Consider the following 6119-nt stretch of genomic DNA (forward strand, 5'->3'; position numbering starts at 1 on the left):
CTGTGGGCCGGGGCGGCGGGCGGGCTCGACACGCTGCGGCTGCTCGCCGAGCGCGCCGACGCCGCCGCCCGGCGGGCCGGGCTGCCGATGGAGGAGCACCGCCGTTACACCCCGCACCTCACACTGGCCCGGAGCCGGGGCGAGGCGGACCTGAGACCCTTCACCGCGGCGCTGGCGGGGTTCGAGGGGGAACGCTGGGAGGCCGGTGAGCTGAGTCTCGTACGGAGCGTCCCGCCGGTGTCCGGGGTGCCGGGGGAGCGGCCGCGCTACGAGACGGTGCGGGCCTGGGCGCTCGGCCGGTGAGCGGTGCCGTTACGCTCGAAGGGTGGACCCGAAGACCAGAAACCGCATCATGGCGGCCGTGCTCGTGCTGATGTTCGTCGTCGTCGCCGTGGGGGCAGCCCTGGGCGGCTGATACCGGCGGACCGCCGGGAAGCCGTGCCCGTCCGGCGCGTCCGGGACAGGTACTTGCCTGGAGTGGACTCGAAGGAGTTGGCTGGGGCGTCATGAAGTACACACAGCTCGGACGCACGGGACTCAAGGTCAGCCGGCTCGTCCTCGGGACGATGAACTTCGGCCCGCAGACCAACGAGTCGGACAGCCACGCCATCATGGACTCCGCGCTCGGCGCGGGCCTGAACTTCTTCGACACGGCCAACGTCTACGGCTGGGGCGAGAACAAGGGCCGCACCGAGGAGATCATCGGCACCTGGTTCGCGCAGGGCGGCGGCCGGCGGGACAAGGTGGTCCTGGCCACCAAGATGTACGGGAACATGGCCGCCGAAGGCGATGCCTGGCCGAACCACGACAAGCTCTCCGCCGTGAACATCCGGCGCGCGGTCGACGCCTCGCTCAAGCGTCTCCAGACCGACCACATCGACCTGTACCAGTTCCACCACGTCGACCGGAGCACGCCCTTCGACGAGATCTGGCAGGCGATCGACGTCCTGGTCCAGCAGGGCAAGATCCTGTACGCCGGTTCCTCGAACTTCCCCGGCTACAAGATCGCCCAGGCCAACGAGCAGGCCGCCCGACGGGGTTCGCTCGGCCTGGTCAGCGAGCAGTGCATCTACAACCTCGCCGAGCGCCGCGCCGAGATGGAGGTCATCCCGGCCGCGCAGGACTACGGCCTCGGTGTCATCCCGTGGTCGCCGCTGCACGGCGGCCTGCTGGGCGGCGTCATCAGGAAGACGACCGAGGGCGGCCGCCGCGCCTCGGGCCGCGCCGCCGACGCCTTGGCCGACCCCGCCACCCGGTCCCAGCTCCAGGCCTACGAGGACCTGCTCGACAAGCACGGCCTGGAACCCGGCGAAGCGGCCCTGGCCTGGCTGCTGACCCGCCCCGGCATCACGGGCCCGATCGTCGGCCCGCGCACCGCCGACCAGCTGGACAGCGCCCTGCGCGCCCTGGAACTGGACCTCCCGGAGGCCGTGCTCACGGGCCTGGACGAGATCTTCCCGGGCCCGGGTCCTTCTCCGGAGGCCTTCGCCTGGTAGGGGTGTGAGCGACATGACAGGGGGCCTCCCGTCACGGTGACGGGAGGCCCCCTGTTCTTCCGTCGCGGGCCGGACTCGTTCGTCGGTGTCACTCAGAACGGCATGTGGCCGCGGGTGCGTCGGCCGGCCGAGCCGCTCTTGCCGACCGCCTTCGAGCTGCTGCGGAACGGCTTGCTGAAGAGGCGGCCCAGGACGCCGGGCGCCTTGCTGCCCGCGCGGGAGCCCAGGCCGAGCGTGCGCTGCGTACCGCGCTCCGGACGGCGGGAGAGCCGCGGAACGAAGAAGGCGAGTACGGCGAGAACGACACAGACTGCGATAATTCCTACGACGATCATGGCAACTCCTCTTCACGGTGCTGTTGTTCGCGGGTGGTGTCTGCGCCGTGTGCCCCGCAGACGGCTTTCGAACCCAACGCCCCGTCGCGGGGCGCCTTCGGGCGGTGCCGGCCGTGTCCTTCCGCGGGAGGGCGGAAACGGTCTGACAAGGGGATACCCGGGCAGGAGAAGCTGGGTCGCCGGGAGGGAGCCGAGCCTCTGCCCGGGGGCCGACCAGTGCCGAGGCCGTAACGACGGTCCGGCGGAAGCCGACGAAAGGACGCACCGATGTCTCCGGTGACCGAACAGTGGGACGACGTTCTCCGCACGCATCTGGCTCTCGGCGAGGAGAGATCTCCGGTCCTGGCCGCCGCGGCGTTCTCCGCCGAGGCGGGGTTCTTCGCCGTCGTCGGGCGCGGCGACGAGGACGGGTGGCCGTACTTCCGGTCGATGGCGCATGCCGCGGGGGCCGGCGGCACGGGTCCCGGGAGCGGGGGGCCGGACGACGTCGAGGCCCTGTGCACGGTGTGCGAGGAGGCCGTCCACCCCCGTGGCCTGTGGATCGCGGGCAGGCCCTGGCAGCGCGAGAGCCGGGAGCTGGTCTCCGATGCCGTCACCGGGCGTGACCTGGAGCTCGCGCTGCTGCGCGAGGGCGACCGCGCCATGTGGGTCGTCCGGACGGAACAGGGCGTCTGCGTGTTCGTGCTGGTCGACGGGGACAGCGAGGCGCACCTCTCCGAGGCCCGGTCACTGACGCTGGAATTCGACTCCTTCCTGGTCGGCCAGGGTTACTGATCCCGCGGGCCGCGCCGGGTGCCGTACGCCTCGGGCTCCGGGTGCTCGTCCACCAGCTCGGGTTCGAGGCCTTCGGACGCGTCCGTGCGGCGGCGGCCGGCGTCCTTCCGCCAGGCCTCGAAGGCCCAGCCGGTGAGGACGACGACCGCGCCCCCCAGCAGCCATCCGCCGATGACGTCGCTGAACCAGTGCACGCCGAGCGCGATCCGGGTGAAGCCGACGCCCAGGACGGAGATCCCCGCCACTCCCCAGCACAGCCCCCGCCACCTGCGCGGCACCAGCGGCAGCAGCACCAGCAGGAGCACGGCGCACGACGTGGCGGCCGTCATCGCGTGGCCCGAGGGGAACGAGTAGCCGGGCGCGCGGGCCACCGGGTCCTGGAGCGAGGGCCTGGCCCGCTCCACCACGACCTTGGCGAGTACCCCGGTCAGCGCGCCGCCGATCGCGGTGGTCGCGGCCCACGCGGCCAGCCGCCACGCCCGCCGGTACAGCAGCCACACCGTGAGCAGGGCGACGGCCGTGCGCAGCGTGGCGGGGTCCCAGACCCAGTCCGACAGGACGCGCAGCGTGGCCGTCCACCCCGGGTGCTCCAGGGCCACTTCGTGCAGCCGGCGGGCCGCACCGGCGTCCAGGCGTTGGAGCGGCGGCCACGTTCCCTCGACGAGGACCACGAGCAGCGCGAACGGCACCGCCGCGACCGCGCCCGCCCCGACCGCCGCCAGCAGTCGTACGCCGAGGCGGCGGTCGGCGCGGCGGGTCCGGTCCTGCTCGGCCCGGGGCCCCGCACCGTGCGGTTCCGGGGTGGGCTGTTCGGAGAGGGATCGTGGCACGTCATGCTCCCGGGTCGGCGGTGACGGGTCCGGGCCTGCGGGCCCGGACGGCCTCCAGTTGGGCGGCGAAGGACAGCCCGACGAAGAGGGCTACGGAGGTGAGATAGGCCCACAGGAGCAGCGACATGAACGCGCTGAGGGGCCCGTAGACGGTGTCGAAGGAGCCGCTGACGCCGAGGTAGAGGCTCAGGAGCCAGGTCAGCACCGTCCAGAGGGCGAGGTAGACGGCAGCCCCGAACGCCAGCCAGGTGTAGCCGGGCTGGCGACGGCGCGGGGAGCGGCGGAAGATCGCGCTCGCCGAGATCAGCGCGAGCAGGAATCCCAGCGGCCAGCGCAGCAGGGTCAGCGTCTCCCGGGCGGTGTCGCCCAGACCGTACACGGAGGCCGCGGCGGCGACGAGGTCTCCGCCGGCCACCATCATCACGGACCCGATACCGAGCGGGATGCCGGCGCTCAGGGCCATCACCAGCCCGCGCAGGTACTTGTGGTGGAAGACGCGGTCCCGCTCCACCCCGTAGATCCGGTTGGCCCCCCGCTCGATCTGACACATGGCGGTGGTGACGTTGGCGAGGGAGAAGGCGAGCCCCAGCCAGAGGGCGACCTCGGGCCCGTCGCCGTCGCTCCGCTGGTTGCGGCTGAGGGCATCGTCCACCACCCCGGCGCTCGGGCCCTCGCTGATGCCGTGGATCGTGAGCTCGGCGAGCCGGCCCACGCTCTCGGTGTGCAGCTCCGCCGACAGGCCGACGAAGGCGATCACCAGCGGGATGATCGCCAGGATCGTCTGCAGGGCCAGCGCGCGGGCGTGGCTGAAGCCGTCGGCGTACCGGAAGCGTACGAAGGCGTCGCGCACCAGCGGCCAGCGGCCGTACCGGCGCAGGGCCGCGAGGGCCTCGTCGCCGGACAGCTCGTCCCCGCTCATGTCGCGGGTCACCGGGACCCGGGTCGCCGTCCCCATCACCGCTCCCGGGCGGGGAGCAGGACGGTCAGGGCCCCGGGCCTGACCTCGGCGGCGAGGCGCAGGCCGGGTCCCACCGGATCCCCGTCGACCTCGCGCGGTTGCGGCCGGGTGAAGGACAGTTCGGCACGGCGGAAGGTGTGGAACTCGACGGGGCCCCGGGCGGAGTCCGCGGCCCGGGAGGTCCCTGCCGTCTCCCGGCCGCCCGGGACCGGACGGTTCGCGCCGGGCTCCTTCGTCGCGTCCCCGCCTCTTCCGCCGCCGCGGAGCAGCACCCCGGCCGCGCGCAGCCAGCCGCCCGCGCCCCGGGGGTCGAAGACCGCGAGGTCCAGCAGCCCGTCGTCGGGCCTTGCGGCGGGCACCGGCGCCGCGCCCGCCTGGACCGTTCCGATGTTGGCGATGAGGACCATCCGTGCGGTGCGGTGCAGCTCCGGGCCGCCGTCCAGGCTGACGGTCAGCCGCATCCGGGGAGCGCGCAGCCCCTTGGCCCCGGCCAGTACGTACGCGGGCCAGCCCAGGGCCGACTTGGCGCGGTCGGAGGTCTCCTCCAGCATGGCCGCGTCCAGCCCGGCCCCGGCCATCGCCGTGAAGTGGACGGCGGGGAACCCGTCCCCCTCGATCCGGCCGAGATCCAGGGTGCGGGGCTCGCCGGTCAGGCCGGCCGCCAGGGCGTCGGCGGGGCCGAGCGGCAGTCCGAGGTTGCGGGCCAGCAGATTGCCGGTGCCGCACGGTACGAGGACCAGCGGGACACCGGTGCCGGCCAGCGCGTCCGCGACCGTGCGGACCGTGCCGTCGCCACCGCAGACGACGATCAGCTCGGCCCCCGCGCGCAGGGCCCCGGCCGTCTGGCCGCCGCCGGGGTCCTGCGCGGTGGTGTCGATGAACGGGGTGTCGTGGTAACCGTGCTGGGCCAGCACCAGCCGCAGCCGGTCACGGGTCGCGGCGTCGGTCACCGTCGGATTGACGATGACGGCGGCGTGCTTCCGTACGGGGGCGGGCCGGCGTTCGGCGGCGGCCACGGCGATGTCCATCGCGTCGGCCGGGGGCCGCGCCGCCCAGGAGTGCCCGGCGAGCGCGGCCCGGCCCACGACGAGCAGGGACAGCGAGCCGTTCATCAGCCCTCCGGCCACGTCGGTCGGGTGGTGCATGCCGCGGTAGAGCCGTGCCAGCCCCACGAGGAGCGGAACGAGCAGCAGGAGTGCGGCCAGGGGCGCCCGCCACGGGGAGCGGACCCGGGACAGGACCAGGACGGCGAGGCCGGCGTAGAGGGCGGTGGCGGCCCCGGTGTGCCCCGAGGTGTAGCTGGAGGTCGGCGGTGAGTCGTCCAGGCGCTCCACGTCCGGGCGCGTCCGGTCCACGGAGGCGGTGATCAGCAGGAAGACCGCCGACTGGAGGGACACCGCGGCGGCGAGGAAGACGGTCTCGCGCCACAGCGGCAGCCGGGGCACCACGACCAGGGCGAGGCAGGCCAGCAGGGTGAGGCCCACCACCGTGCCGGTGTCCCCCAGGGCGGAGACGATCGTGGAGGCCGTGGTGAGCGTGGCGGTGCGTGCGCCTTCGAGCGCCTCGACGAGGTTGTCCTCCGCGGTCATCGGCCACAGCTCATGGGCCGGCCCGGTGATCAGCAGACCCGCCCCTGCCACGAGGGCCGCCTGGCAGACCGCGAAGGCGGCGACCCGGGCCGCCGCCCGCGCGGTGCCGCTGCTGTCTCTTATACACCTCTCCGAGC

Annotated in this window: 7 protein-coding genes; 3 read left to right on the plus strand and 4 right to left on the minus strand. The window is 73.8% G+C overall.

All coding sequences use genetic code 11. The features are described 5' to 3' along the window. On the plus strand, positions 1-303 hold a 303-nt coding region (locus HET64_RS35190; RefSeq protein WP_285801938.1), incomplete at its 5' end, for a 2'-5' RNA ligase family protein. Positions 304-506: 203 nt separating this feature from the next. Beyond that, entirely contained in the window at positions 507-1496 is a 990-nt protein-coding gene (locus HET64_RS35195; protein WP_215111307.1) for an aldo/keto reductase, read from the plus strand. 92 nt (positions 1497-1588) lie between these two features. On the opposite strand, the gene HET64_RS35200 is transcribed toward HET64_RS35195, so the two are convergent. Then, positions 1589-1831, minus strand: coding sequence for a DUF6411 family protein (locus tag HET64_RS35200; RefSeq protein WP_215111308.1), 243 nt, complete (start codon positions 1829-1831; stop codon positions 1589-1591). Positions 1832-2098: 267 nt separating this feature from the next. On the opposite strand from HET64_RS35200, the gene HET64_RS35205 reads away from it, so the two are divergent. Then, the gene (locus tag HET64_RS35205) at positions 2099-2605 is read left to right on the plus strand and encodes a hypothetical protein (RefSeq protein WP_215111309.1); all 507 of its coding nucleotides are present in this window, start codon (positions 2099-2101) and stop codon (positions 2603-2605) included. Here HET64_RS35205 and HET64_RS35210 read toward each other — a convergent pair. The 3 genes from HET64_RS35210 to HET64_RS35220 are packed head-to-tail and all read right to left on the minus strand — an operon-like array spanning position 2599 to position 6105. After that, complete coding sequence (locus HET64_RS35210; protein WP_215111310.1) at positions 2599-3435, minus strand: phosphatase PAP2 family protein; 837 nt, start codon at positions 3433-3435, stop codon at positions 2599-2601. The genes HET64_RS35205 and HET64_RS35210 overlap by 7 nt on opposite strands. 1 nt (position 3436) lies before the next feature. After that, entirely contained in the window at positions 3437-4390 is a 954-nt protein-coding gene (locus HET64_RS35215) for a YihY/virulence factor BrkB family protein (protein ID WP_215111311.1), read from the minus strand. Next, positions 4390-6105 (minus strand): diacylglycerol kinase family protein, encoded by a 1716-nt coding sequence (locus HET64_RS35220; RefSeq protein WP_215111312.1) that lies wholly within the window; start codon positions 6103-6105, stop codon positions 4390-4392. The genes HET64_RS35215 and HET64_RS35220 overlap by 1 nt, the downstream gene beginning before the upstream one ends. Between the last annotated feature and the right edge of the window lie 14 nt (positions 6106-6119).

This window comes from Streptomyces sp. McG3, from assembly GCF_018619185.1.
Taxonomy (GTDB): Bacteria; Actinomycetota; Actinomycetes; order Streptomycetales; family Streptomycetaceae; genus Streptomyces.

Bases quoted from the DNA above. Each gene is read 5' to 3' on its own strand.
- HET64_RS35205 (WP_215111309.1), top strand. From the start codon at position 2,099: ATGTCTCCGGTGACCGAACAGTGGGACGACGTTCTCCGCACGCATCTG.
- HET64_RS35215 (WP_215111311.1), bottom strand. From the start codon at position 4,390: ATGGGGACGGCGACCCGGGTCCCGGTGACCCGCGACATGAGCGGGGAC.
- HET64_RS35195 (WP_215111307.1), top strand. From the start codon at position 507: ATGAAGTACACACAGCTCGGACGCACGGGACTCAAGGTCAGCCGGCTC.
- HET64_RS35200 (WP_215111308.1), bottom strand. From the start codon at position 1,831: ATGATCGTCGTAGGAATTATCGCAGTCTGTGTCGTTCTCGCCGTACTC.